18 protein-coding genes are annotated in these 24,326 nt (G+C 66.6%); 11 read left to right on the top strand and 7 right to left on the bottom strand.

The window, feature by feature from the left end:
- Positions 1-200 precede the first annotated feature (200 nt).
- Together EA472_RS16785 and EA472_RS16780 are read left to right on the top strand one after the other, a co-directional pair.
- Complete coding sequence (locus tag EA472_RS16785) at positions 201-854, top strand: bifunctional 4-hydroxy-2-oxoglutarate aldolase/2-dehydro-3-deoxy-phosphogluconate aldolase (protein WP_124192668.1); 654 nt, start codon at positions 201-203, stop codon at positions 852-854.
- Positions 855-991: 137 nt separating this feature from the next.
- A complete protein-coding gene (locus EA472_RS16780; RefSeq protein WP_124192667.1) occupies positions 992-1,723 on the top strand; it encodes a GNAT family N-acetyltransferase in 732 nt (243 codons plus the stop codon).
- A 214-nt stretch (positions 1,724-1,937) separates the two neighbouring features.
- Here EA472_RS16780 and EA472_RS16775 read toward each other — a convergent pair whose 3' ends face one another.
- Entirely contained in the window at positions 1,938-2,708 is a 771-nt protein-coding gene (locus EA472_RS16775; RefSeq protein WP_124192666.1) for a sensor domain-containing protein, read from the bottom strand.
- A gap of 195 nt (positions 2,709-2,903) precedes the next feature.
- Between EA472_RS16775 and EA472_RS16770 the strand changes: the two genes are divergently transcribed.
- The 4 genes from EA472_RS16770 to EA472_RS16755 all read left to right on the top strand — a co-directional run bounded on the left by EA472_RS16770 (position 2,904) and on the right by EA472_RS16755 (position 4,627).
- Positions 2,904-3,245 (top strand): helix-turn-helix domain-containing protein, encoded by a 342-nt coding sequence (locus EA472_RS16770; RefSeq protein WP_124192665.1) that lies wholly within the window; start codon positions 2,904-2,906, stop codon positions 3,243-3,245.
- Positions 3,242-3,613, top strand: a complete 372-nt coding sequence (locus tag EA472_RS16765; protein WP_243637881.1) for a hypothetical protein — start codon at positions 3,242-3,244, stop codon at positions 3,611-3,613. Before EA472_RS16770 ends, EA472_RS16765 begins: the two co-directional genes overlap by 4 nt.
- The gene (locus tag EA472_RS16760) at positions 3,600-3,884 is read left to right on the top strand and encodes a DUF7521 family protein (RefSeq protein WP_124192664.1); all 285 of its coding nucleotides are present in this window, start codon (positions 3,600-3,602) and stop codon (positions 3,882-3,884) included. Before EA472_RS16765 ends, EA472_RS16760 begins: the two co-directional genes overlap by 14 nt.
- Positions 3,885-3,964: 80 nt before the next feature.
- Positions 3,965-4,627 (top strand): sensor domain-containing protein, encoded by a 663-nt coding sequence (locus EA472_RS16755; protein WP_124192663.1) that lies wholly within the window; start codon positions 3,965-3,967, stop codon positions 4,625-4,627.
- Positions 4,628-4,819: 192 nt separating this feature from the next.
- Here EA472_RS16755 and EA472_RS16750 read toward each other — a convergent pair whose 3' ends face one another.
- Together EA472_RS16750 and aroA are read right to left on the bottom strand one after the other, a co-directional pair.
- Complete coding sequence (locus tag EA472_RS16750; protein ID WP_124192662.1) at positions 4,820-5,650, bottom strand: DUF4097 family beta strand repeat-containing protein; 831 nt, start codon at positions 5,648-5,650, stop codon at positions 4,820-4,822.
- 160 nt (positions 5,651-5,810) lie between these two features.
- Positions 5,811-7,103 carry a 3-phosphoshikimate 1-carboxyvinyltransferase gene (gene aroA, locus EA472_RS16745; RefSeq protein WP_124192661.1) on the bottom strand — a complete coding sequence of 431 codons (1,293 nt, stop codon included), beginning with the start codon at positions 7,101-7,103 and terminating at the stop codon, positions 5,811-5,813.
- 208 nt (positions 7,104-7,311) lie between these two features.
- On the opposite strand from aroA, the gene EA472_RS16740 reads away from it, so the two are divergent.
- Positions 7,312-8,499: a M24 family metallopeptidase gene (locus tag EA472_RS16740; RefSeq protein ID WP_124192660.1), complete on the top strand. Its 1,188-nt coding sequence runs from the start codon at positions 7,312-7,314 to the stop codon at positions 8,497-8,499.
- Between the two features lie 151 nt (positions 8,500-8,650).
- Here EA472_RS16740 and carB read toward each other — a convergent pair whose 3' ends face one another.
- Entirely contained in the window at positions 8,651-11,875 is a 3,225-nt protein-coding gene (gene carB, locus EA472_RS16735) for a carbamoyl-phosphate synthase large subunit (RefSeq protein WP_124192659.1), read from the bottom strand.
- A gap of 216 nt (positions 11,876-12,091) precedes the next feature.
- On the opposite strand from carB, the gene EA472_RS16730 reads away from it, so the two are divergent.
- From EA472_RS16730 to EA472_RS16715, 4 genes are all read left to right on the top strand, one after another.
- On the top strand, positions 12,092-14,896 hold the full coding sequence (locus tag EA472_RS16730; protein ID WP_124192658.1) for a hybrid sensor histidine kinase/response regulator: 2,805 nt from the start codon (positions 12,092-12,094) through the stop codon (positions 14,894-14,896).
- A gap of 127 nt (positions 14,897-15,023) precedes the next feature.
- Positions 15,024-16,133 (top strand): OBG GTPase family GTP-binding protein, encoded by a 1,110-nt coding sequence (locus EA472_RS16725; protein ID WP_124192657.1) that lies wholly within the window; start codon positions 15,024-15,026, stop codon positions 16,131-16,133.
- Between the two features lie 164 nt (positions 16,134-16,297).
- Positions 16,298-17,326 carry an LLM class flavin-dependent oxidoreductase gene (locus EA472_RS16720; protein WP_124192656.1) on the top strand — a complete coding sequence of 343 codons (1,029 nt, stop codon included), beginning with the start codon at positions 16,298-16,300 and terminating at the stop codon, positions 17,324-17,326.
- 128 nt (positions 17,327-17,454) lie between these two features.
- Positions 17,455-18,252 carry a VOC family protein gene (locus EA472_RS16715; RefSeq protein WP_124192655.1) on the top strand — a complete coding sequence of 266 codons (798 nt, stop codon included), beginning with the start codon at positions 17,455-17,457 and terminating at the stop codon, positions 18,250-18,252.
- Between the two features lie 130 nt (positions 18,253-18,382).
- Here the strand turns inward: EA472_RS16715 and EA472_RS16710 are convergent, their stop codons facing one another.
- The 3 genes from EA472_RS16710 to EA472_RS16700 all read right to left on the bottom strand — a co-directional run bounded on the left by EA472_RS16710 (position 18,383) and on the right by EA472_RS16700 (position 24,098).
- Positions 18,383-19,597 carry an MFS transporter gene (locus tag EA472_RS16710; RefSeq protein WP_124192654.1) on the bottom strand — a complete coding sequence of 405 codons (1,215 nt, stop codon included), beginning with the start codon at positions 19,595-19,597 and terminating at the stop codon, positions 18,383-18,385.
- A 130-nt stretch (positions 19,598-19,727) separates the two neighbouring features.
- A complete protein-coding gene (locus EA472_RS16705) occupies positions 19,728-22,487 on the bottom strand; it encodes an efflux RND transporter permease subunit (RefSeq protein ID WP_124192653.1) in 2,760 nt (919 codons plus the stop codon).
- A gap of 9 nt (positions 22,488-22,496) precedes the next feature.
- On the bottom strand, positions 22,497-24,098 hold the full coding sequence (locus EA472_RS16700) for a COG1361 S-layer family protein (RefSeq protein WP_124192652.1): 1,602 nt from the start codon (positions 24,096-24,098) through the stop codon (positions 22,497-22,499).
- Between the last annotated feature and the right edge of the window lie 228 nt (positions 24,099-24,326).

The raw sequence follows: 24,326 nt of genomic DNA, 5'->3' as shown, positions 1-24,326 counted from the left end.
CACGCCGAATTCGAATTGCGCGCTCGAGTTGGCTGCGGGTCATTTTTCGATAATGAGTAAATTTCTTGCGTGGGCGCGGCGAACGGACCGGTGATGACGCGTGCACACGCCACATCGCGACGGCCGGCCGCGGGCCGCCCGCTCGCGGTTCGACGGGATCGCCGGAACACGACGGAGACGGAAACGGAAGGGGGCGTCCGATGACCGACAGACGGGCGGTCGAGGACCGGATCGTCGAAAGCGGCGTCCTCGCTGTCCTGCGCGGAATCGACGAGGACTCGATCGTCCCCGTCGCGCGAGCGATGCACGAGGGCGGCGTCGGCGCGCTCGAGGTGACGGCCGACGACGTTCGCGCGGCGGAGAAGATCGCGGCCGTCGACCGCGAACTCGCGGGGACGGGGACGGTCGTCGGCGCTGGGACCGTCCTCGACGCCGCGTCCGCCGAGTCCGTGATCGACGCCGGCGCGTCGTTCGTCGTCTCGCCGCACGTCGACGTGGACGTGATCCGGACCTGCAACCGCCACGGCGTCTTCGTCGCGCCGGGCGTCGTGACCCCGACCGAGGCGGTCACCGCCATGGAAGCCGGCGCGGACGTCCTCAAGATGTTCCCCGCGAAGACCGTCGGCCCGTCGCACATCGGGGCACTTCGGGGCCCCCTCGGCGACGTCGACGTCATCCCGACCGGCGGCGTCTCGCGCGACAACGTCGCGGATTACTTCGACGCCGGGGCGCTCGCCGTCGGCGCGGGTAGCGCGCTCGTCGATTACGAGGCGATCGCCGACGGCGACATGGACCGGGTGCGAGAGAGCGCGGCGTCGTTCGTCGAGGCCGTCGAGGACGCCCGGTCCGACTAGCCCGGAGAACGGTCCGATTTTCCAGTTACCCGTTCGGTGACTCCTCGAGCTACCCGTTCGACGACGGCGACCGAACCGTGTCTGTTGGTAGCTAGCGACAAGACCTATTGCCCTCGTCCCGGTTTCTCAGGACGGACATGCGCGCTCCCGAGCGACCGACGTTCGACAGCGAGGTGAACAAGGAGATCTATCAGTACATCGAGCGCCACGGTACGGCCGCTCGCCACCGGGTTCGAGACGCCGCGTCGGTCTCCCCGGCGGAGTTCGAAGAGACGCTCGAGGAGCTGAAGACGAAGGGGTATCTCGAGGAAGACGGCGGGACGCTCCGGATCGCACTCGACGTCGGCTCGATCGAGGAGTACGCGACCGACGAGGGGACGGTCACGATCCGACCCGCCCGACATGCGGACTTCGAGGGGCTCGTCGAGACGATCCGGGACGTGACGTCGACGGAATCGTACGTCGTCGCCGAAACCGTCGCCGAGCAGTTGCTGTACGACGATTCGGTCTCGCGTCACAACACCGTCGAGTCGCGCGTCTTCTTCGTCGCGACGGTCGACGGCTCCGTGATCGGCTGGACGCACCTCGATCTCCCTCACGTCGAGAAACTGCAGGATACCGCACAGCTGACCGTCGGCGTCCGTCCCGACTACCGGGGACGGGGTATCGGGGGCACCCTGTTGACCAGGGGACTCGAGTGGGCGGAGGCCAACGGCTACCGGAAGGTGTACAACAGCGTTCCGGCGATCAACGACGTGGCGCTGTCGTTTCTCGAGGCGCACGGCTGGAACACCGAAGGAATTCGCAAGAATCACTACACGATCGACGGCGACCACGTCGACGAGGTGCTGATGGCGTACCGAATCTGACCGCGCCGACGGACCGACGTCGACGCGCGGGGATTGCTTCCAGACGGACCGGTGCAATCGCGGACGGGTCGCGGGTGCACCGACCCTGACGGACGCCGGACCGTCTCGGGCTCCGTCGAGAACATTTCGCACCCGCTCGAGATCGTCGGAGACGCGACTCGGACTCGCCGCACTTGCCCCTCCCGGTTAGGGGAAATTCGGGGGAGATCGCGGTTCAGGACGTCTCGATCAGCGCGGTGACGTCGTACCCGCCGTCGAGCGTCGCGCGGGCCCACCGGGCGAAGAGGGCGGCGATCCCGTTGAGCACGTGCAGCGTCGCGAGCGCGAGCACGACGCCGCCGAGGGCGACGACGAGGGCCTGAGACAGCGTGGTGATCTCCCAGTAGCCGATCGTGAGCACGGCCTCGAAGCCGACGAGCAGCTGGTTCCACGCGAGGTAGATCGTCTGGTGGAACTCGGGCGCGCGCTCGGAGACGACGCCGACGTACAGCCCCGGCCGATCGTAGTAAAAGGGAACCGTGAGCATCGCGAACGCGGTCGACAGCGCCGTCGTCGCGACGACGAACGAGAACACGCCGACGAGAAAGACCGACGGCAGGTAGAGAACCGCCGTCCAGGTCGAACGATCGAGGAGCAGATCCGTCGCCCGTTCGCGGCGACTCTCGCCCTCGAGTTCGCGTCGCGCCTCGAGCTCGACGGGCAGGAGCTGCGACGTCAGCCACCGTTCGAACTGCGCGCCGAGCTGTGCGAGCAAGAACGCGAGGAGCAGGATCGGTATCCCGATCAGGACGATGGTGAGACCGATCCCGACCGAGAGAGCGACGGTTAGCCCGACGAAGTAGACCATCCCGAGCGGGAACGCGAGCAACAGATACGCGAGATTCAGGTAGGTTCGACGCCGGAGCGCCACGCCCGCGAACCACCGGAGACCGTCGCCGACCCGGTGGGCAAGCGCGGTGACTGACTCGCTCGAGGTGCCGCCCATCGTGTGAGAGAGTGCCGGACGGAAGGGGATAAACGTTCGGCTCGGGTTGGCGATCCGACAGCTCGAATTGACGGCCACTTCGCTCGAAGAGCCGGTTTTCCTCGTCTTTCCGTATCCAGATCGACGCTCTGTCATCGATGGGTACCGATTCGCAAGGGGATCACACTTTTACCGATTCGCCGACATCACGAACCAATGGCCGACGGGGACGACGTCGACGTGGTCGACATCCTCGGCGACGACTACGCCAAGACGATCCTCGTACACGCACGCGAGGAACCGAAGTCGGTTCAGGCGCTGAGCGACGCCTGCGAGGCGGACCCGTCGACGATCTACCGACGCGTCGAGCGGCTCACCGAAGCCGATCTCCTGACGGACCACCAGCATCTCGACCCGGACGGCCACCACCACAAGGTCTACGCCACGCAGCTCCAGGAGGTGCGGATCCGGCTGGGCGACGACGGGTACGTCGTCGAGATCGATCGCAGCGAACCCGCCGCCGACCGCTTTACCCGGCTCTACGAGGGATTCAAATGAGCGGAGAACCAGCCACGATCGGTGTGGAGGTCGCAGCCGCGGTACAGTCCGGACCGATCGGCCGGTTCACCAGCACGGTCGGCGGCGCTCCGGAACTCGTCGCGCTGGTCTTTGCCTCGCTCGTCCTCGCGACCGTCCTCTCGATCTACCTGGCGGTTCGACTGTATCGAGGATACCGTACGGGCGGCGGTCGAGGCATGCTTTTGCTCGGGATCGGACTGGTCCTGTTGACGACCGTCCCGATGGTGCTTCGGCTCGTTCTGTCGAACGTTCCGGCGATCGAGACGGCGTGGCAGGAGACGATCGTCGCCGCGAGTCAGCTGCTCGGGCTCTTGCTCATCCTGGGGGTGATCCATGGTCGCCGTTGACCCCGCCGTTGCACTGTTCGTGACGGCCCTCCTGACGGCGGTGGCGGGCGTCGTCGTCGCCGGGTACGCCTACCGTGGCTACCAGCGCAACGACAGCGCCGTCATGTTCTACCTCTCGATCGGAATCGCGCTGATCGCGGTCGGCCCCGTCGTCGTCAGCTACGGGCTCGCACCGCTGTTTTCGTGGTCCGACGCGGTCAGCCTGCTCGGCGTGCTGTGGGTCACCATCGCCGGGCTCGTATCGATCCTCTACTCGCTCGAAGGAACCTGACTAATAACTGTTTCGCACGGTGGCCGAGCCGCCAGTTCGCGATCGCGTTTTACCGGGTTCGGGGTCGACGGATACCACGTATGACGACGAACCCATCCACTGGCACCGTCACGGACGGTACGCGAGCCGACGGCGGAAGCGATCGATCGGTGCTCGCCGCACCCGTCGATCCCTGGACGTATCGTTCGCTGGCGTACGTGTTACTCGCGTTCCCGCTGGGGATCGCCTACCTGGTCGCGGTTACGACCGGCGTGTCGCTCACCCTGGGACTGAGCCTGACGCTTCTCGGTCCGGTCGCGCTGGTCGTCACGCTGTTGACGATCGTCGCCTTCGCGTGGCTGGACGGGACCGTCACCCGTGCGATCCTCGACGTCGACGTGAAGCCGTCCCTCCCGGAGACGGGCGACGGTCTCGTCCCGTTCCTGAAAGAACTCGCGCTGGGTCGGCGGACGTGGCTCGGGGGCGTCTACGTCCTGTGGAAGATCCTGCTGGGAATCGTCGGCTTCGTCGTCCTCGTGGTCGCCGTCTCGGTTACGACGAGCCTGCTCGCGACGCCGTTCGTCTACGGGAGCGATCTCGTGATTTTCACCGGGATCTCCGAGCCGTACGCGATCGATACGCTTCCGCGAGCGCTCGGAGCGGCCGGCGTCGGCGTGATCGTCGCCCTCGCGACGCTGTACCTTTCGAACCTGCTGGGTCGCGCGTCGGCCGCCGTTGCAGTGGCGTTGCTCGACGAGGCTTGATCGAGACGGCCCGCAACGAATCCTCTTTTTCGAGACGGCTTCCGACGAAACCTGCCGCCGCGTCGTCTCTTCGCTGGAGTTCGACGAGTCGCGGTCGGGCCGTTCGTCCCCGTACCGACTGCCCTCCGTATCGCCGGTCTACAAAATGAATCGATCGATCGTGATCGGTTCCCCTACACCTCACGCCAGGTGCTACAGCGTCGAGAGCGCGATGCTGCCCGTGCTCGTCTCGACCCTGAGTCGCGGGCCGCCATCCCCGAGCGTCGCCCGCAGGAAGTCGCCGTCCCGGTGGGCGTCGTCCAGCTCGAGGTCGCCGACGTCGATCGACCCGGTGGAGGTCGAGACCTCGAGCTCCGCGTCGAGATCCGGGGAGAGCGCGGCGTCGACGCCGCCGGTGCTCGTTCGCACGTCGGTATCCCCGTCGATGGCCGGAATCTCCGCGTCGATGCTGCCCGTGCTCGCGAACGCCGAACCGACGGCCGCGACGTCGCGGATCTCGATGGAGCCGGTGCTCGTCTCCGCGGCGACGGTTCCGTCGACGCTCTCGATCCGGACGGTGCCGGTGCTCGATTCGGCGGCGAGGTCGCCCCGAACGTTCCGGGCCGTGATTCGACCCGTGCTGGTTCGTAGCCGGTCTACGGCCAGCTCCTCGGGCACGGCCACGTCCAGGTTCATCGCCGGCTCGCTCTCGAACCAGCCCGTCTCCGATCGGTACTCCGATCTGAACTCGAGGACGTCGTCCACCCGCTCTCGCGTGAGTTCGAGCGCCTCGAGATCGGTTCGAACCGAACTGGCCTGCTTGACCACGTCCATCGCCACGGTGTCGCGATCGTCGCCCGCGACCGAGACGTCGCCGGTGGATTCGACGATCGCGATGGTCTCGGCTCCGTCCGGATCGAACTCTTTCGAGTCTTCGATGCGACGCCCGACGAAGGGCGTCGAGCCGGTACAGCCAGCAAGCGTTGCCACGCCGGCGGCCGAGAGGCCGCCGAGGAGTCGTCGTCTGGTCAAGTCCTGTGGCATGGTTGGATGAACGGCCCCTTCCACCCTGTACCCGCACGATGGACTGGCGGGCCGACAATACGGCCCCCACAGTTAAATAGGAGCTTGCTCGCTTCGGGCGGGTCGCGTCCCGGACCCGCGTCTCCCTCGGTCTTCGCGCCTGCAGCCGGGTGACCGCCGCCTACTCGTGGCGCTCGAGCGTCGCGCCCAGTTCCTCGAGCGCGTCGAAGAAGCCCGGAAATGAGACGTCGACGTGTTCGGCCCCGGCGATCGTCGTCTCGCCGTCGGCGACCAGGCCCGCGAGCGCGAGGGCCATGACGATCCGGTGGTCGCCACGACCGTCGACGTTCGCACCCACGAGGTCGGATTCGCGTCCGTGAACCGTCAGCGAGTCGTGTTCTTCGGTCGTCTCGACACCGAGTTTCCCGAGTTCGTCGGCCATCGCGCTCACGCGATCGGTCTCCTTGTAGCGGACGTGCTCGGCGTCGACGATCCGGGTGTCGCCGTCGGCGACGGCACCCAGGGAGGCGATCGTCGGCAACAGGTCCGGCGTATCCTCGACGGAGACCTCGACGCCCTCGAGCGAGTCGGCGGAGACGTCGATCGTTCCCGCTTTGCGGTCCCAGTCGACGTTCGCACCCATCCGGTCGACGATCTCGACGATCGCGCTGTCGCCCTGTGCGCTCGGGTGGGCACCTTCGATTCGGACGCCCTCCTCACCCGCGATCGCGCCGGCCGCGAGGGGATAGGAGATCGACGAGAAGTCACCGGGAACGGCGTACTCGCCGCCCTCAGGGTCGTACCGCTGGCCGCCGTCGACGGCGAACCCGTCCTCGGTTCGGCGGACGTCGACGCCGAACGCCGACAGCAGTTCGATCGTGATCTCGACGTACGGTGCAGACTTGAGCTCCGTCTCGAGGCTGATCTCGATTCCGTCGTCGGTGACAGCACCCGCCATCAGCAGGGCCGTCACGTACTGCGAGGAGACGTCGCCGGGGATCGACACCGCAGTTCCGGAGAGGGGGCCGGTGACGACCAGCGGTGCCCGGCCGTTTCCGCGGGTGCTCTCGGCGCTCGCGCCGAGATCGGTGATCGCCTCGAGAAGCGGACCCTGGGGACGCGATCGAAGCGACTCGTCGCCGGTGAGCACCGAGGTCCCGTCGGCGAGGGCGGCCGTCGCCGTGACGAGTCGCATCGTCGTCCCGCTGTTCTCACAGTCGATGACGTCCGCCGGAACGTCCGGCGCGCCGTCGAAGCCCTCGATCTCGAGCGTGCCGTCGTCGCGTCGACTCACCGCGCCGCCGAATAGTCCCACGGCGCGGGCAGTCGCCCGCGTGTCAGCACTCCACAGCCCGTCCTCGACGGTCGCCCGCTCGGCGTAGCCGGCGGCGAGGATCGCTCGGTGGGTGTAGCTCTTCGACGGCGGTGCCCGAACCGTCCCCTCGACGCTCGAGGGAAAGATCGTGACGTTCATGGTCGGTCTGTGGCGTGGCCGCCCTATACCGATACCGATCCGGTCGGTATCCCGACCGGGTCGGGTCGAGTCGGTCCGTCGTCATCGCGTCCGGATTCCGTTCGTTCGTCGCCATCGCGTCCGGATCGCGTTACTCGGTAGTATCGCGTCCGAATCGTACCGTTTCGTCTCCGCAGTTGCTATGTAGCCGCCGGCCCCAAACCGGGGTATGAACGTGGAAGCCGATCTCTCGCCGCTTCGGGCGTTCCTCGAGTCGGAGGGGATCGACGGCTACTGCATCGACGCCGACGGGTCGGACTCCGACCAGCGGTACGTCTCCGGGTTCACCGCGCCCGATCCGTACCAGACGCTCGTCACGGACGAGGGCGTCCACCTGCTCGTCTCGGGGCTCGAGTACGGCCGGGCGAGCGCCGACGCGAACGCGGATTCGGTCTCCCGCCGGGCCGCCTACGACTACCAGGCGCTGGTCGCCGAACACGGTCGCCACGAGGGGAAGGTCCGCGCGCTCGAGGCGTTTCTCACCGACCACGGGGTCGAGTCGGTCGCGGTTCCGCGGAACTTTCCGACGGGAACCGCCGACGGGCTCCGCGATCGTGGGGTCTCCGTGACGGTCGAACCGGAGGGGATCGTCGAGGGGATTCGCGCGACCAAAACCGAGTGGGAGATCGACCGGATCGCGGCGAGCCAGCGGGCGAACGAGGCCGCGATGGCGACCGCGGAGGAACTGATCGCGAGCGCCGACATCGACGACGGCGTGCTCGTCCACGGCGGCGAACCCCTCACGAGCGAGCGCGTCAAAGAGGAGATCGAGGTCACACTCCTCCGGCACGGCTGCGGGCTCGACGAGACTATCGTCGTCTGCGGTGCCGACGGTGCCGACCCCCACGACCGGGGGAGCGGCCCGCTTCGTGCGAACGAACTGATCGTGATCGACATCTTTCCGCGGGACAAGGAATCCGGCTACTTCGGCGACCTCACGCGGACGTTCGCCCGCGGCGATCCCGGCGAGGAGGCCCGCCGACGGTACGAGGTGACCGAACGGGCCTACCGGGCGGCCCTCGAGGCGGTCGAACCCGGCGTCACGGGCGCTGCGGTCCACGACGTGGCCTGCGACGTGATCGAGGACGCGGGCTACGAGACGCTCCGTAGCGACCCGAGTACGGAGACCGGCTTCATCCACAGCACGGGCCACGGCGTCGGCTTGGACATCCACGAGGAGCCGAGCGTCTCGCCCGCGGGCGGCGAACTCGAGCCCGGTCACGTGCTGACGATCGAACCGGGAATCTACGAGCCGACGGTCGGCGGCGTCCGAATCGAGGATCTGGTGGTCGTCACCGAGGACGGCTACGAGAACCTGACCGAGTACCCGGTGTCGCTCGAGCCCGTCGCGCGGTGAGCGACCGCGCTCCGATCACCCGGACGTGGCGTCGAGCTCCGAAAGATCGCGTCTACGAGGAAACGTCCCTCTATCCGGAAATCTGTATACGCCAAGTCGAAAACGGCCCGGGAGTTGGACGCCGACCGCGCTCTCGGTCTCGGTCGCGGGACTACTCCGGCGCGCCCCACGTCGCCGCGCGCTTCGGTCGGTCGGTCACCGACGCGACCTCGAGGTCGCCGTCGGCGGCCTCGAGCGCCTCGACGTACGCTTCGGCGCTGGCTTCCGTCGAGAGGTAGGGAATCTCCTCTTCGACGGCCATCTCGAGGGTGTCGCGGTCGCGGCTGACGACGAAATCGACCGTGCCCTCGCGGATGGCCGCCGGCACGTCGTCGAACTCCCGCACGTCGAAGTGGTTCTCGAAGCCGTCCACGTCGAGGTCGATCACGGCGGTTCCCTCGCTGACCGCATTCGAGGCGGCCTGCTGGGCCTTCCAGTAGGCCATGCCGAACTCGCTGGCCGTCCCCATCACCTCGCCGGTCGACTTCATCTCCGGACCCAGGCGCGGGTCCGACCCCGGCAGGCGGTCGAACGGGAGGACGACCTCTTTGATCGAGGTGTGTTCCGGAATCTGCTCTTCGGCCTCGAGGCTGGCGAGCGTCTCGCCGGCCATCACCTTCGCGGCGAGCTTTGCGATCGGCACGCCGGTCGCCTTCGAGATGAACGGCACGGTGCGAGAAGAGCGCGGGTTGGCCTCGAGGACGTAGACCTCGCTCGCGGTTTCACCGCTCGCGTTCTCCGAGGCGCCTTGCGCCTCGCTCTCACCGTCGCGAACGGCGAGTTGTACGTTCAACAGCCCCTTGGTCTTCAGCGCCGCCGCGATGTCCTCGGTGACCTCGCGGACGCGCTCCAGGGTGTCCTCGTCGAGCGAGCGCGGCGGGATCATGCAGGCGGAGTCGCCGGAGTGGACGCCCGCGGTCTCGACGTGTTCCATGATGCCGCCGATCAGCACCGAGCGGCCGTCGGAGACGGCGTCGACGTCGAGTTCGATCGCGTCCTCGAGGAAGTCGTCCACGAGGATCGGCTTATCCGGGGAGACGCGGACGGCCTCCTCGATGTACGTCTCGAGTTCGTCGTCGTCGTAGACGACGTCCATCGCGCGACCGCCGAGGACGTAGGAGGGGCGGACGAGGACGGGGTAACCGATCTCGTGGGCGAGTTCGAGCGCCTCCTCTTTCGAGTACGCCGTTCCGCCCTCGGGTTGGGCGATCTCGAGTTCGTCCATGAGCGCGTTGAACCGGTCGCGGTCCTCCGCTAAGTCCATCGCTTCGACGGAGGTGCCCATCACCTCGCAGTCGAGGCCGCGGCGGTCGATCTCCTCGGCGAGCGGTTCGGCGATGTTGACGGAAGTCTGGCCGCCGAACTGGACCATCACGCCGTCGGCGTCGGCCGCCTCGGCGACGTCCGCGACCTCCTCGGCCGTGATCGGCTCGAAGAACAGCCCGTCGGAGGTGTCGTAGTCCGTCGAGACCGTTTCGGGGTTGTTGTTGACGACGTGAGCGTCGATGCCGAGTTCGCGAAGCGCCTGGATCGCGTGGACCGAGCAGTAGTCGAACTCGACGCCCTGCCCGATGCGGATCGGACCGCCGCCGACCACGACGACGCTCTCGACGTCTCGGGAGACCTCGAGTTCGCCGGCAGCGGCGTCGCCAATCAGCGGACCGGACTCGAACTCCGTCTTGCGCGCGGAGTAGTAGTACGGCGTCTCGGCCTCGAACTCGCCGGCGCAGGTGTCGACCTGTTTGTAGGTGCGTCCGGGGACGTCCTGTTCGACCGCGTCGACGTCGGTTCCGGCGGCCGCGGCGATCGTGGCGTTCGTGTGGCCGGCGATCGCGGCCTCGGTGAAATCGCCCTCGGCGGCGGCGCGCACGGAGTTCGCGATGCGCGCGTAGCGTTCGACGTACCACTCGAAGATGCCCGTGAGGTCGACGACCTCCTCGACCGTGTAGCCGCGATCGAACGCCTCGAACATCGCGTACGGTCGGTCCGGCGACGGACGCGCGAGGTAGCGTTCCTCGAGTTCCTCGTCGCTCACGTCGTCCCAGTCGACGTCGGGGTCGTACTCCGAGGAGCGAAGCGCCTTCAGCAGGCTCTCCTCGAAGGTGCGTCCGATCGCCATCGCCTCGCCGGTCGACTTCATCGCGGTGGTGAGCTCGAAGTCGACGTCGTCGAACTTGTCCTTGGGCCACCGCGGCACCTTGGTCACGACGTAGTCGATCGCGGGCTCGAACGCCGCGGTCGTCTCGCCGGTGATCTCGTTTTCGATCTCGTGGAGGCGCTTGCCCAGCGCGACCTTCGCGGTGACGCGGGCGATCGGGTAGCCGGTCGCCTTCGAGGCCAGCGCGGAGGAGCGAGAGACGCGGGGGTTCACCTCGACGACGCGGTACTCGCCGCCGGGCGTGCCGTCGTCGCGCCAGGCGAACTGGATGTTACAGCCGCCCTGAATGCCGAGTTCGCGGATGACGTCGAGCGCCGCGGTGCGCATCTCCTGGTGGCCCTCGTCGGGAACGATCTGGGAGGGCGTGACGACCGTCGACTCCCCGGTGTGGATTCCCATCGGATCGATGTTTTCCATGTTGCAGATGATGATACAGGAGTCGTCGGCGTCGCGCATCACCTCGTACTCGTACTCGACCCAGCCCGCGATGGATTCGGTGATGAGCACCTCGCTGTTGCGCGAGAGGCGAAGCCCCTTGCGGACGCGGGCGAGGAGTTCGTCGAACTCGTGGACGACACCCGAGCCGGACCCGCCCAACGTGTAGGTCGTACGCGCGATTACCGGGAGTCCGCCGACCTCGTCGACGGCGGCCTGAACGCGTTCTTCGAGATCCGCTTCGGTAAGCTCCGAAACCTCCTCGTCCTCATCGAGTGCGATGGTAGTCGACCTGGGAACCGGCTGGCCGATCTTCTCCATGCGCTGGCGAAAGAGGTCTCGGTCCTCCGTCGCGTAGATCGTATCCAGCGGCGTTCCCATGATCTCGACGTCGTACTCCTCCAGGACGCCTGCTTCGGCGAGTTCGGCGGTGACGTTGAGTCCGGTCTGGCCGCCCAGCCCGGCGATGACGCCGTCGGGATTTTCCTTGCGAATGATCTCGGCGATCGCCTCGGTCGTGATCGGCTCGATGTAGACCTGATCCGCCATCTCCGGATCGGTCATGATCGTCGCGGGATTCGAGTTGACGAGGACGACGCGCGCTCCCTCCTCCTGGAGGGCGCGACACGCCTGTGCGCCCGAGTAATCGAACTCGGCGGCCTGTCCGATCTGGATCGGGCCGCTCCCGATGAGCAAGATCGTGCGTCCGTCCCCGGTCGAGCTCCCGTCGTGGTCCGTGCTCATTGGTCTTGTTCGTCCGGAGTTCGTACATCGTAATAAGCCCCACGAAACGATACGATTCTCGAAACCACTTTTCGAATTTCGAACTCCGGCGAGTGAACGCGCTCGGCCGACGACGATCCGGTCTCCGGCACGCCGTTCGATGCCCGAGCGCGCTCGTCGCAGCTCCGGCGTGGCCAAACGGCTTATACCGATCCGTCGCATCGTTCCGACGACGAAATGGCGGAACCGGGAGCCGGGAACCGTTCGATCTCCGTTCTCTACGCCGATCGAGACGAGGAGAGCCGGAGACGAATCGTCCGCGAGCTCGAGGGCCACGCCGCGATCGACGACGTCGACACCGTGTCGACCGGCGACGACCTTCGATCGACGCTCGCGGAGGCGAACGGTCGGTACGATTGTCTGATCACAGAGTGCGACCTCGAGTCCGACGGAAATCCTCTCGACGGTACCGACGGACCTGCCGAGGGCAACGACCGTTCTGTACTCGAGGCGCTGCCGACCGATCGCGTCCCGACGGTCGTCTACACCGACGGCGACGAGACGATCGCGAGCGACGTTCTCGCCGCCGGCGCGTCCGGGTACGTCCCGAAAACGGGCCCGGATCCGGTCGATCGACTGCTCGAGCAAGTGCTGACGGTGACGTCCGATTCCGACGGGCGGGGCCGCGACGACGACCTCCACGAGGTCGCGCTGGCGTTCGACTCCTGCGAGACGATCGCGGAGACGTATCAGCTCGCGGTCGATACGACGGATCGGCTGCTCGACGCCGGATCGACGGCCCTGCTGGTGGACCTTCACGCGGATCGCGGAGAATCGTCAGCCGAACTGGTAGCAGTCACGACGTCCAGTCGCCGTGCCGAGACGGCCTTCGACCGGCCTGACGTTCACGAATTCGCCGAGAGAGTGTTCCGAAGCGACGAGCCGGATCGACTCGACGAACCGCCAGGCGAGTCGGTGACAACCGAGGGCGGTGACGGGGCCCGGATCGACGAGGATGCGTCCGCGATCAGATCCGTCGCAGCCGTTCCCGTCGGGGACGAAGGCGTCGTTCTGGCCACCTCGACCGAGGTCGCCGCGTTCGCCGATTCGGATCTCTACCTGCTCGAGTTCGTCGCGACGCACGTCGCGTCGGCGATCGACCGGATCAGAACGGAGCGGGCGCTTCGTAGCGAGCGCGATCGGTTCGTCGCGCTGTTCGAGAGCGTCCCCGACGCGATCGTGCTCACCGAAGCCGAGGAGCCGAACCGAATCCTCGACGTCAATCCGGCATTCGAGGACCTGTTCGGCTTCGATCGCACCGACGTCGTCGGCACCCCGGTGGCCGAGCAAATCGTTCCGGACGGGAGGGAGCCGATCGGCGTCCGCGAGGGGACGGTCGTCTCGGACGACGTCGAACGGCTCACCGCGGACGGCCCGCGGGAGTTTCTCGCCCGAGGATTCGCCGTCGACGCGGGAACCGACGTCCACGAGTACGCGATCTACACGGACATCACCGAGCGCAAGCGCCGCGAACGCGACCTCGAGCGGTATCGGACGCTCGTCGAGACGGTCGGCGACCCGATGTACGTCCTCGATCCGGACGGCTGGATCCAGATGATAAACGAGGCGATGGCTCGAACGCTCGGCGAAGAGCGCGAGACGATCGTCGGCCGCCACGCGACCGACTACATGCCACGCGAGGACGTCGAGCGTGGAACTGACCTCATCGCCGAACTGCTCGCGGACGACGAGCGACAGTGGGGTGCCTTCGAGATGACCGTCGAGCCCGCGTCGGACGACCCCTACGTCGCGGAGAACAATCTCGCACCGCTGCTCGACGAGGACGGCTCGTTCGTCGGCAGCGCCGGGGTCATCCGGGACGTCAGCGACCGAAAGGAGCGCGAGCGACGCATCCACGACCTCCACGACGGAACGCGGCGGCTGATGGCCGCCGAGGGAGCCGGCGACGTCGCAACCGTCGCGACGGAGATCGCACGCGACGCGCTCGGACTCGAACTCAACTCGGTTCACCTCTACGACGAGGACGCCGGCGGCCTCGCGCCGGCGGCCACCACCGCGGAGACCCGGGAGCTGCTCGGCTCGATTCCGACGATCGAACCCGACGGCGGAATCGCCTGGGACGCTTACGAATCGACCGAACTGATCGCCCACGGCGACGTTCGACGCGATCCCAGCGTCCGAAACCCCGATACGCCGATCCGAAGCGAGATCTTCATCCCGCTCGACGACCACGGCGTCTTCATCGTCGCCTCGACGGAACCGAACGACTTCGACGCCGAGGTTCTCACGTTCGCGAAGATCCTCGCATCCAACGTCGAAGCCGCCCTCGAGCGCGCCCAGCGCGAGGCACAACTCGCCCGCCGAAGTCGCGAGCTCGAGCGCCAGAACGAGCGTCTCGAGCAGTTCGCGGGAACCGTGTCCCACGATCTCCGGAACCCGCTGACCCTCGCGAGCGGCCACCTCGAGGCCGTCGACGCGATCGTCTCGGATCACGGCCGGGAGATCGACGCGCCGATCGACACCCACCTCGAGGAGGTCGAGTGGGCGCTGGATCGCATGGACGACCTCGTCGAGAACGTTCTGACCCTCGCCCGAAGCGGCAAGCGCCTCTCCGGAAGGGAACCGGTCGCCCTCGAGTCGGTCGTCGACCGCGCCCGGCGAACGGTCGACCCCGACCTCGAGGTCGTTCGGGACGACTCGTTACCGACCGTCGAGGCGGACGCGGACCGGCTCGTCGTACTCTTCGAAAACGTGTTCCGGAACGCACGCGAGCACGCAGGTGAAGACGCGACCGTCACCGTGACCGCGACCGACGACGGGTTCGCGGTCGACGACGACGGACCCGGAATCGATCCCGACAAGCGCGAGGCGATCTTCGAGTCGGGATACAGCTCCGCGACCGACGGAACCGGCTTCGGGCTGGCGATCGTCCGCGAGGTCGTCGACGCTCACGGCTGGGACGTTGCCGCCGGCGAGAGCGGGGACGGTGGCCTTCGCCTCGAGATTGCGACCGACCCGTGAACCCGAACCCGTCGCCGGACCGCCGAATCGGATCCGCCTCGACGAGGGTTCGATCGCCACCACACACGGGCCGCCCGCGACGTCGCATGGAAAGTGTTTTTCCGCCCCGACGGCTGGATACAGTCAAATGGGGCTCGAGGAGGAGATCGAGGCAATCGAGGAAGAAATCGCCAACACGCCCTACAACAAGTCGACCGAGGCCCACATCGGCCGGCTGAAATCCAAGCTCGCGGAGAAAAAGGAGAAACTCGAGAATCAGAGCTCGGCCGGCGGCGGAACGGGCTACTCCGTCGAGAAACACGGCGACGCGACCGTCGCGCTGGTCGGCTTTCCGAGCGTCGGCAAGTCGTCGCTGTTGAACTCGCTGACGAACGCCGAGAGCGAAATCGGCTCCTACGAGTTCACGACGCTCGACGTCAATCCGGGCATGCTCCAGCACCGCGGTGCGAACATCCAGATGCTCGACGTTCCCGGTCTCATCGAGGGGGCCGCTACGGGGCGGGGCGACGGCCAGCAGGTGCTCGCGGTCGTGCGCAACGCCGATCTGATCGTCTTCGTCCTCTCGGTGTTCGAGATCGACCAGTACGATCGCCTGCAGGAAGAGCTGTACGACATCAACATCCGCGTCGACCGCGAGCCGCCGGGCGTCACCGTCCGCCCGAAGATCAAAGACGGGATCAAGATCACCTCGAGCACAGACCAGGATTTAGACGAGGAGACGATCACGGACGTCCTACGCGACCAGGGGTACGTCAACGCCGACCTCAACCTGCAGGAGAACGTCACCATCGACCGGCTGATCGACGGCCTGATGGACAACCGCGAGTACATCCCCTCGATCACCTGCGTCAACAAGGTCGACCTGATCGATCCCGACTACAAGGAGACGGTCGACGAGCAGCTGCGAGCGCGCGACCTCGACCCCGAGGAGGTCACCTTCATCAGCGCCGAACAGGAGCGCGGACTCGAGGCGCTCAAAGACCGAATCTGGGACAATCTCGGGCTCATCCGGGTCTACATGAACAAACCGGGCCGGGGGATCGACTGGGAGGAGCCGCTGGTCATCGAGAAGGGATCGACCGTCGGCGAGGCGATCGAGAAGCTCGGCGGCGAGATGGAAGAGCGGTTCAGATTCGCCCGCATCACCGGCCCCAGCGCAACCCACGACGAACAGCAGGTCGGCACCGACCACGTGCTCGAGGACGAGGACGTGCTGAAGCTGATTCTCCGTCGCTAATCACCGGCGGGTGGCTTCGCTGAACGCTCACGAGTCCCGGTCGATCGTCTGGTCCATCCGCCGTGGCCACCGACACGCCAGTTCGGTGTTCCTGACAGCCGACCACGACGGTACCCCGGACGGCAGAGCCGAACTATTATCGTTTGCAATCTTCATTATCGGGCATGAAGCTCTCTGCTGTCGACCTTTCGCCGGTTCCAGACGACGGTACCGGAGCCGATGCCTACGCGAACACCGTCGAGACCGCACAACAGGCCGAACGCCTCGGCTACTCCCGATTCTGGGTGGCCGAGCACCACGGCACGGCGGACATCAACGCCGGAACGACGCCCGAGGTACTGCTCGGACACCTCGCCGCCGAAACCGACTCGATCCGACTCGGCTCGGGGGCCGTCCTGCTCAATCACTACAGTCCGTTCAAGGTCGCAGAGGTGTTCGGCGCGCTGGACGCACTCGCACCCGGTCGAATCGACGCAGGACTCGGCCGGGCAAACGGATCGCCGGCCGCCGATCGAGCCCTCCAGACGGATCGTCACGCTCAGAACCCCGACGAGGACCACGCCGAGAAAATCACGGCGGTCGTGAATCACCTCTTCGACGATTACCCCGACGACCACGACTACAGCGACCTGGAGATTCCGTGCTCGGGCGAGTCCGTGCCGGTCCCGTGGGTGCTCGGATCGGGACCGTCGAGCGCCGCGATCGCAGGCAAGCTCGGCTTGCGGTACTGTTTTGCGGCGTTTATCCGGCCGCAGCTCGCCACGCAAGCCTTCGAGGAATACCGTGATCAGTTCCAGCGGACGGAGCTGGGGGGCAGCGTCGACGAACCCCGCGGAATGATCGCGGTTGACGCGATCTGTGCGGAGACCGACGAGGAGGCCGCGCGGCGACGGGCGGTTTCCGAGGTGTTCTACAGGCGGTTGGGACGCGGCGTTCTCGAGGCCATTCCGTCCGTCGAGGAGGCCGTCGCCGAACTCGGTGGCGTTCCCGAGCCGACGCCCGCTACCCTCGACTCCGATGAATGGCCCCAGACGATCTCCGGAGACCCGGACACGCTCGCGGGGCTGTTAGCGCAACTCGCCGACCGCGTCGGCGTCGACGAGGTAATGATCAAGCACGTCGTTGGAGATCACGACCACGCGCTTCGGTCGCACGAACTTCTGGCCGAGGGCGTCGGACTCGAGCCGCGCTGACGGACTCGAGTGCCGCCTCGATACCGTAGAAGCCGTCGCCGTCGAGCGACTCGAGTTGGACGGATCCGGTTCAGGTTGAGATACCCGGCTCCGCCACGCTTTTGATTCGAGTTCCCGTGGACACGCCCATGGACGGAACGCTCGACCACGTGATGCTTCGTGTCTCGAACCTCGAGGAATCACTCGAGTGGTACGAGAGTCATCTCGAGTACGAGGAAAAAGATCGCTACGAGGGCGACGGCTTCTCCATCGTCTACCTCGGTCCCGAGGACGTCCACGAGGAGGGCGCGATGCTCGAGCTGACCCACAACGAGGGCACCGACGACCTCGAGGTCGGCGACGCCTGGGGGCATATCGCGGTCCGAGTTCCCGAGGGCGAACTCGAAGAGTACTACGAGCAGCTGATGGACGAGGGCGTCGAGGACTACCGCGACCCGGAGTCCTGCGGCGGTCGGTACGCGTTCGTCGAGGATCCCGACGGCCACGAGATCGAGATCGTCCAGCGCGACCCCGACGAGGGCGCGCTGTGGTCGATCGACCACACCATGATCCGCGTCGAGGACGCCGACGAGGCGCTTGGCTTCTGGACGCGCAAGTTCGAGTACGACGAGGTCGGCCGCTGGGAGGCAGACACCTTCGCCAACTACTTCGTCGAACCACGGAACGCGGCCGACGAGGCGATGGCCGTCGAACTCACCTACAACTACGACGGTCGCAGCTACGAGATGGGCGACGCCTGGGGGCACCTCTGCGTCCGCGTCGACGAGCTCGGAGCGGACTGGGAGCAACTGATGGAGCGGGAAGCGACGGACTACCGCGACCCCGAGAGCAACGACGACATGTACGCGTTCACGAAAGATCAGGACGGCCACGAGATCGAACTACTGGAGCGCGACCCCGAGGCCGATTCGTTGTTCCCGTTCTGATACGGACTGCCGTCCGTCGGTGCCGGCGCATCTGCGACCGCCCGACGGTTACATTGGCGCACCCGCGACCGTCCGACGGTTACACCGGCAATCGTCACAGCAGACCGTACGAGTCGCGTCGATCTGCGTTTCAGGTTTGGATCGCCGACGTCGTCGGCATTCTGAGCGTCAGGAGGATGACGACCGCCATGATCGCCGCCAGCGCCCAGTAGCCCTCGTCGAAGTAGCCGTAATCGCCGATCACGCCGAAGGCGACGGGACCGGCGGCACCCACCGTCGCCGTCAGCGTTCGAATCACGCCGAGTCCCGTCCCACGAAGCTCCTCGGTGAACGACTCCGCCAGGTACGACTGGGTGATCGCACCCGAGCCGAGCATCGTACTCACGAACGCGGTGAGGACGGCGAGCCCCCACAGGCTATCGACGAACGGGAGCAGGACGAAGCCGGCGACCGGTGCAGCGAGAACGCCGACGAGCGAGCCGCGGATGCCGACGCGATCGTACGCGCCACCCGCGATCGGCTTGACGACGACGCCGACGGCGAAAAAGAACCCGAACAGCACGCTCGCGGTGGCCGCCGGAAGCTCCTTGACGGTGATCAGGTACGTCGGATAGAACGCGGTGAACGACTGCCAGATGAAGATGTAGAGAAAGAGGATCAGCGTGATGAATCCCATCGACGGCGCGCGAAGCTCGGCCGCGACCGTCCGCACGCCCTCGAGCGACTGTCCGGCTCCCCCGCCGCCGGACGACGTTTTCGGCACGATCGCCAGGATGAACAGCCCCAGTACGACGAGAAGCGGAATCACGAAGCCGAGCCCGGCCTGCCAGGCGATCGCGACCGTGAGCACGGCTCCGATGGGCGGGAGGACGGTCTGTCCGACGTCGCCAGTCGCCATCGTCACGCCGAGGGCGCTCCCGAGACGGTCGGCGTAGAGGTTCGAAAGCAGCGTGATGCGTGCGATCGGGTACAGCGAGTGGCCCAGTCCCCACACCGCCGTCGCGGCGAACAGGACGGCCGCCGACGGAGCGACGACGACCACCACCAGCGCGGCCGCGACGACGAACGTGCTCGTCGCCATGAGCGCCCGTTCGTCGTATCTGTCCGCCAGCATGCCGCCCGGAAGCTGGCCGATCGCGCCGCCGAGCCACAGCACCGTCACGAGGAGACCGGCGACCGTCAGGCTCAGGTCGAACGACTCCTGGAGCGACGGGAGGACGATCGGGTAGATCATTCGCGTCCCGACCAGCAGTCCCCACGCGACCGCGACGGCCAGCAGCGACAGCCCGGTTCCACCGCCCCACAGCGCTCGTACTTCCCGCTTGAGTGCCCCTCCGGCGTCCATTCAAAAGTCGTTGCACTCGTTGCGTCCGCCCGGTAATAACGGTTCGTTTCGCCGCCGTCGTTTTCCTCGAGTGATCGATTCGGCTTCGTTCGGTCCGCCGTTACACGGCGGTCTGTGGAGCACCTCGAGATCACGCCCTGGAGAGGCGGTGGCTGACGTCGGCGCGGTTTTCGAGGCGGTCCCAGACGACGATCGCCGACGGGAGCACTACGATCGACGTGAACCAGGCGTAGAAGACGCCGAGCGCGAGCAACAGACCGAACTCCATGATCAGCGGGATCAGCGCGAGATACAGCACGCCGAGTCCGCACACCGTCGTCATCATGCTGCCGGTCAGCGCTCCGCCGGTTCCGCGGACGGTGACGAGCAGGGCGTCGTGAACCTCCTTTCCGGACTCGTACTCGTCGACGAAGCGGTGCATGAAATGTACCGTGTAGTCGACGCCGAGGCCGATCGACACGGAGAGGATCGGCGCGTTGATCGGGCTGAGCGGCACGCCGAAGTACCGCATCGAGCCCGCAAGAAGCGCCACCGAGAGCAGGACGGGCACGAGGTTGAGCACGCCGTAGATTGCCCGCCCCTCGAGCCACCAGTACGAGAGCACGAGGAAGATCGCCGTGAGCACGAACGCGGCGAACAGACTCGAAAGCGCCGACTCGCTGATTTCCTCGACGACGGACTCGAAGATGACGAGCTGGCCGGTCGCCGTCGCGTCGAGGCGCATCGAATCCGCCAGCGCCCTGGCGGCGGCGACCGCTTCGTCCTGGTCGGCGTCGACGTCGACCTGCACGTCGATCCGCGTCGCACTTCGGTCGGTCGTCAGTCGGCCCTCGGCCTCGTCGCTCGCCTCGGAATCGAACAGTTCGTCGTAGACGACGTCGACGTTGCGATCAGGGATTCCGTCGCCGCTCGAGTCGTACCTGTCGACGGTGCCGGCGAACTGCGGATCGGCCGCTTTCTGGGACTCGATCACGTCCAGAATGGAGTCCGCATCCGCCCGCCGTCCGTCCGACTCGAACGCGTCGTCGGGATTTTTCAGCGACCGATCGATCTCCCGAAGCGCGCCGTCGGACCGGAGGTTCGGATCGTCGACGTAGATCGTCACCGTCCCCTCCATCCCCTGTTCGAAGTCCTCTTCCATGTAGTCGAGCACCTGCATGAAGGTGTACTCGCCCGGCGCGAGCGGGCCCGGGAGAGACTCGTACTGGTCGATCCGATCCTGGTCTGGGAAGAACGCCTCGTCGTCGAACTCGGTGTCGACGCCCGTGCCGTAGGCGGCGACGCTCGCACCGCCGACGAGCACGGCGACGAGGAAGATCACGGGCGCGACGCGCGCGATCTCGACGCCGATCGGGAGAACGCGACCGAGGACCGACTCCTCCTTGCCGAGCGGACTGGTTCCGAACTGGGGGAACCGCGTTCCCTCGCGGAGGCGATCGAATCCGACCTTGCCCGCCGGCAGGAAGACGCCGAAGATGAGGAACGTGAAGATAATGCCGAAGGCGGCCACGATGCCGAAGTCGCGAGTTATCTCGCTGACGACGTTCGCGGCGAAGCTGAAGACGGTCGTGATGGTGACGATCAGCAGGGCCGTCGTGAGCTGTCCGGTGGTGATCTCCATCGCGTCGCCGATCGCCGCACCCGTCGTCCGCTCTTCGCGGTAGCGATTGATGATGTGGATTCCGAAGTCGATGCCGACCGCGAGCAACAGCGGAAACACCGTGAGCAGCGAGTCCGAAAACGGAATGTTTGCGAATCCCATGAAACCGAACGTCCAGATCAAGGTCATCACGAGTGCCACGAGCCCGAGTCCGAGGTCGATCGGATCCCGGTAGGCAATCGTCAGGAAGATCATGATCAGGACGATCGCGGCGGGAAAGACGACGATCGCGGTGTCGCCCAGCAACTGCAGCACCTCCTCGTCTAAGATCGCGTCGCCGAAGATGACGACGTTCTCGTCCGTATCGAAGCCGTCGATCTCGTTGGCGACTTCCTGCGTTCGAAACTGGAGGCGAGCGTTGTCGCTCGAATCGGCCCTCGGCGGCGTGTCGTACGTGATCGCGATCTGGGCGACGTTCGCCGACGCCGATTCACGGGTGAAATCGGTGCTCACCGGCAGTCCCGCCTCTTCGTCGGCGTCCGCGATCGCCCGGTCGATCTCCCGCTGGTTCGCGCGGTCGACGACCCGGTACTGCTCTTCGGCGGTCTCCGCGCTGGGGTCGAGCTGCTGGGCGATCAGCGACGCCGGGCTCGTCGACGACTCGACCCGCAATCCGTTCTCGGTTTCGATCCGATCCTGGAACTCGAGCATCCGCAGGAGGTTCGGTTTCGAGAGAACGTTCCGATCGTCCTCGACGAACAGCTGCGCGGTCGTGCCGCCGCTTTCGCGACCGTTGTCGCCGAAGTTCTCCTGCATGTCGTCGAACGCCTGCTGTGCTTCGGTCTCCTCGGTGAACTGGTCGGAACCCGCTTCCTGGCCGCCGCCGCCGAACATCGCTCCGCCGAGGAAGACGCCCGTCAGCAGGAGAAACACGACGACGACGGTCCAGGGTCGATTCGTGATCAGCGGGTTGACCCGCCGGGTGAACGGATCGTCGCCCTGATCGGAGCCCCCGCTCGAGCGACCGAGGCGATCAGAGAGGCTGAACCGTCGCCCGGTCTCGTCGCGTTCGGCTGGCGGGGAGTGGCTCGACGCCGAGGAACCGTTCCGGTCGCTCGAGGCTGACGAGCCGTCGCCGCTGCTCCAGGGCAGCGGTCCGGTCCCGTCGTTCGACGGAGCGGCGTCGTCGCCGCTCGGGCTCTGCGGATCGGTACCGTCGCTCGAGGCCGGCGAACTCACGTCCGGGTCGCCGGTATCGTCCTCGTCACCGCTGCGGTCGAAGTCGGTCATCGGTTCGGATTACCGCTGTCGCCACCAGAGGCCGATGCCGAGTCCGGCGACGGTGAGCACCACCATGGCGCGGACGACGATCGTTCCCAGACTGGTTCCGCCGTCGTCGTCGACCGCCTGAACGTCGACCGGGTGGACGTACGTATCGGAGACGACCGAGTCGCCGCGCTCGGTGTCGTACTCGAAGTCGAGTTCGACCGGATGCGTCTCGGGCGAGGCGTCGCCCTCGGCGGAGACGTCGAACGCGATCTGGGCCGATTCGCCCGGTTCGAGTTCCGGAACGAACGCCTCGTCGTTGTTCGAGTCCAGCGGGCTGTCGGTGTAGAGCCTCGCGTCGACGTTCGAGAGCGTTTCAGGGCGCTCGTTCGTGATCTCGAGGACGAGGTCCGCGGTCTCTCCCTGACCGACCGTCGTCGCGACGCTCTCGATCGAGAACTCGTCTCGCTTCGGATCGACGACGACGCGCTCGGAGATCGGTCCGTCGGTCGCCGTCGTGCGATCGCCGCTCGAGTACTCGACCGTAAACCGCAGCTGACGCGGTCCGTCGTCCGCCTGGCCGCTCACGTCCGTCGGATAGCGAAACTCGGTGGACTCACCGGGTTCGAGTTCCGGCAGCGCGTACCTCGTGTCCTCGACGTACAGCGAGTCGCTCATCGGCTCGACGATCAAGACCGCGTCGTCGACCGTTCGCGGTCCGTCGTTCGCGAGCTGGCCGGTGACGACGCCGTCGTAGCCCACCGAGAGCGTATCCTCGACGTTCGAGATCGAGAACGACTGCTCGGCGGCGGGAACGAGGCTCGCCGTTTCGGGACCCGACTGACGCTCGATGTCCGACTCGTCCCGGTAGGTGAACTCGAACTCGACGGGCTTTTCGCCGGCGCTTACGGTCTCTTCGATCGCGACGTCCGCGGTCACGTCCGTCGACGTTCCCGGATCGAGCTCGCCGAGCAGCTCTTCGGCCGGCGCTTCTGCCGTGGCCCCGTCGATCGAGACGCCGGTGCCGCCGGTCATGGCCGCCCTGAGGTTGCTCGCCGTTTCGGTCCCGGTGTTACGAACGGTGAACGTCGCGTCGCCGCTTCCGCCCGGCTCGACGTCGGTTTTCACGTCCGTGATCTCGAAGCGCGGCTCGTCCGGAACGACGACGTCGATCCGGTGGGTTTTGCTCGCGGTCAGCCGCTGTGGGTCGCCGCCGGAGACGCGGTTGGTGTAGGCGTACCGAACCTGTACGGTGACGGTGTGCTCGCCGGGCTCGACGTCTCGCGGAACGTCGATCTGCAGCGGAGCCGAGGCGACCTGTCCGTCCTGGATCGGGCCGATCGGCGTCTCTCCGCTTTTCGCCTCGAACGGTCCGGCGTCTCTGAGTTCGACGCTCACGCCGCGTGCGGTCGAAACCTGCTCGCCTCCGCCCGATCGAACGGTCGCGTCGTTCCCGACGCTCACCTCGATCGTTTCGGTCGTCCCCGTCTCTACCTCGTTGTCCGGCAGGTAGACCTCGAGGTTCGGTTCACCCCGCTCGACGCCCTGGGCTGCGATGGGGGCCGCCGCGGCCACGGCCAGTCCGACCGCCACGAGCGCGACGATCAGAAGCGAGGCGATCGGCCGACGGCTCATCCGTCGCCCTCCGTCGACCGCGAGCTCCCGTTTGCGTCGTAATCGACTAGTACGGACGATCCATCTCGAGCACGGGATGCGTGGAGGGCGTAAGCGCTCATTACGGGACGATTCGTCAACGAGCATATAGCTTTTGTGATTGAACGTTCATTCACACCATTTATCTTCACCCGTCGCAACGTTCGGGTCGATGACCGACCGCGCCCGTAACGCTCGATTGACTCGAGG

It is taken from the genome of Natrarchaeobius oligotrophus, from assembly GCF_003841465.1.
GTDB classification, from domain to species: domain Archaea; phylum Halobacteriota; class Halobacteria; order Halobacteriales; family Natrialbaceae; genus Natrarchaeobius; species Natrarchaeobius oligotrophus.
The sequence above is the reverse complement of the archived record's forward strand: the minus strand, read 5'-3'. Positions and strand labels throughout refer to the sequence as shown.

Coding starts and splice junctions, on each gene's coding strand:
- EA472_RS16730 (WP_124192658.1), top strand. CDS start 12,092: ATGGCGGAACCGGGAGCCGGGAACCGTTCGATCTCCGTTCTCTACGCC.
- aroA (WP_124192661.1), bottom strand. CDS start 7,103: ATGAACGTCACGATCTTTCCCTCGAGCGTCGAGGGGACGGTTCGGGCA.
- EA472_RS16785 (WP_124192668.1), top strand. CDS start 201: ATGACCGACAGACGGGCGGTCGAGGACCGGATCGTCGAAAGCGGCGTC.
- EA472_RS16755 (WP_124192663.1), top strand. CDS start 3,965: ATGACGACGAACCCATCCACTGGCACCGTCACGGACGGTACGCGAGCC.
- EA472_RS16720 (WP_124192656.1), top strand. CDS start 16,298: ATGAAGCTCTCTGCTGTCGACCTTTCGCCGGTTCCAGACGACGGTACC.
- EA472_RS16705 (WP_124192653.1), bottom strand. CDS start 22,487: ATGACCGACTTCGACCGCAGCGGTGACGAGGACGATACCGGCGACCCG.
- EA472_RS16775 (WP_124192666.1), bottom strand. CDS start 2,708: ATGGGCGGCACCTCGAGCGAGTCAGTCACCGCGCTTGCCCACCGGGTC.
- EA472_RS16700 (WP_124192652.1), bottom strand. CDS start 24,098: ATGAGCCGTCGGCCGATCGCCTCGCTTCTGATCGTCGCGCTCGTGGCG.
- EA472_RS16765 (WP_243637881.1), top strand. CDS start 3,242: ATGAGCGGAGAACCAGCCACGATCGGTGTGGAGGTCGCAGCCGCGGTA.
- EA472_RS16740 (WP_124192660.1), top strand. CDS start 7,312: ATGAACGTGGAAGCCGATCTCTCGCCGCTTCGGGCGTTCCTCGAGTCG.
- EA472_RS16780 (WP_124192667.1), top strand. CDS start 992: ATGCGCGCTCCCGAGCGACCGACGTTCGACAGCGAGGTGAACAAGGAG.
- EA472_RS16770 (WP_124192665.1), top strand. CDS start 2,904: ATGGCCGACGGGGACGACGTCGACGTGGTCGACATCCTCGGCGACGAC.
- EA472_RS16725 (WP_124192657.1), top strand. CDS start 15,024: ATGGGGCTCGAGGAGGAGATCGAGGCAATCGAGGAAGAAATCGCCAAC.
- EA472_RS16715 (WP_124192655.1), top strand. CDS start 17,455: ATGGACGGAACGCTCGACCACGTGATGCTTCGTGTCTCGAACCTCGAG.
- EA472_RS16710 (WP_124192654.1), bottom strand. CDS start 19,597: ATGGACGCCGGAGGGGCACTCAAGCGGGAAGTACGAGCGCTGTGGGGC.
- EA472_RS16750 (WP_124192662.1), bottom strand. CDS start 5,650: ATGCCACAGGACTTGACCAGACGACGACTCCTCGGCGGCCTCTCGGCC.
- carB (WP_124192659.1), bottom strand. CDS start 11,875: ATGAGCACGGACCACGACGGGAGCTCGACCGGGGACGGACGCACGATC.
- EA472_RS16760 (WP_124192664.1), top strand. CDS start 3,600: ATGGTCGCCGTTGACCCCGCCGTTGCACTGTTCGTGACGGCCCTCCTG.